Source organism: Mediterraneibacter sp. ICN-202921 (genome assembly GCF_037890075.1).
Lineage (GTDB): Bacteria > Bacillota > Clostridia > Lachnospirales > Lachnospiraceae > Mediterraneibacter > Mediterraneibacter massiliensis.
Genome location: NZ_JBBKBE010000039.1, coordinates 1 through 1069 on the forward strand (window position 1 = coordinate 1; position 1069 = coordinate 1069).

1 protein-coding gene is annotated in these 1069 nt (G+C 41.6%); it reads right to left on the reverse strand.

Annotated elements, in window-relative coordinates; all coding sequences use genetic code 11:
• Positions 1 to 10 precede the first annotated feature (10 nt).
• On the reverse strand, positions 11 to 955 hold the full coding sequence (locus WKT01_RS13700; RefSeq protein WP_340312759.1) for an IS481 family transposase: 945 nt from the start codon (positions 953 to 955) through the stop codon (positions 11 to 13).
• Positions 956 to 1069: the final 114 nt, after the last annotated feature.

The following is a 1069-nucleotide window of genomic DNA, read 5'->3' on the forward strand; positions in this document are numbered from 1 at the left end:
TGTAGGTTTGTCAAACATATGTTACACCCTGCTCAATAAATTCTCTCAAGACAGTTTGTGGTGATTTCCACCCCAAAGGTCTCATGGGAAACTGGTTATACTCTCTACGGTTATAGGTTTGAAGTTGCTTAGAAAAATCCTCAAAGGAATAGAAAGTATGGGAGGCATAAAAACGTTCATTATCCTTGCGGTGGCTGCGTTCCACTTTTCCGTTATGGCGTGGTGTAAAGGGTCGAATCAGTTTATGTTGGATTCCCAGTCCTTTTAAAGTCCGTTGAAATAAAGTCAATGTTTCTTTACCGGAAGTGGAAAAGCGCTTTGTAAACTCCATGCCGTTGTCTGTCTGAACGCATTCGATCGGCATAGGAAAGCGTTGAATCAGATGCTTGAGGAACTGTGCAGATGAATAGGTGCTGTGTTCTTCAAAAGCTTCCACATACCGCCAGCGGGAGTACTCATCAATCGCGGTATACTGATAGAACTTCTTTCCTTTCGCATCATTAACAAGACAACATGTAGGAACGAATTTCACATCGATCTGAATACGCTGTCCAGGATATTCCATTTGCTCATAAGGCTTCGGAATATATTTGGGATTAGGAAGTTTTTGAGCCATGATTCCTTGCTTTTTCAGGAAACGGTACAAACCAGGGATGGAACGTTTATATCCGCGTTGCATAAGCTTTACCCAAAAGACAACCAGACCGACATGCGGATTGCGCCTACGCATATCTTGGATCAACTTAATTTCTTCAGGTGTATGCTGATTGGGATGGTAATGAGGACGGCGTGAGCGATCGCGGAGTGACTCTATTGTGCCGTCATAGCGGCGTTTCCAACGATAAATATACTGTCGGTTTGTCTTATATTTAATAGCTGCTTTTGAGACACCATGTTTTTCAGCGAAACGAATCAGGGATAGACGATACCTCATATCTTGTGTTATACTTGCCATGCGGGAATACTTCCTTTCTTAAATGATTTAGGTTTGGTCGCTTAAAGCATAACACAGAAAAGGTATTTCCGCTTTTTAATTATTCAGTTGTAACACATGTATTGTAATCCTACA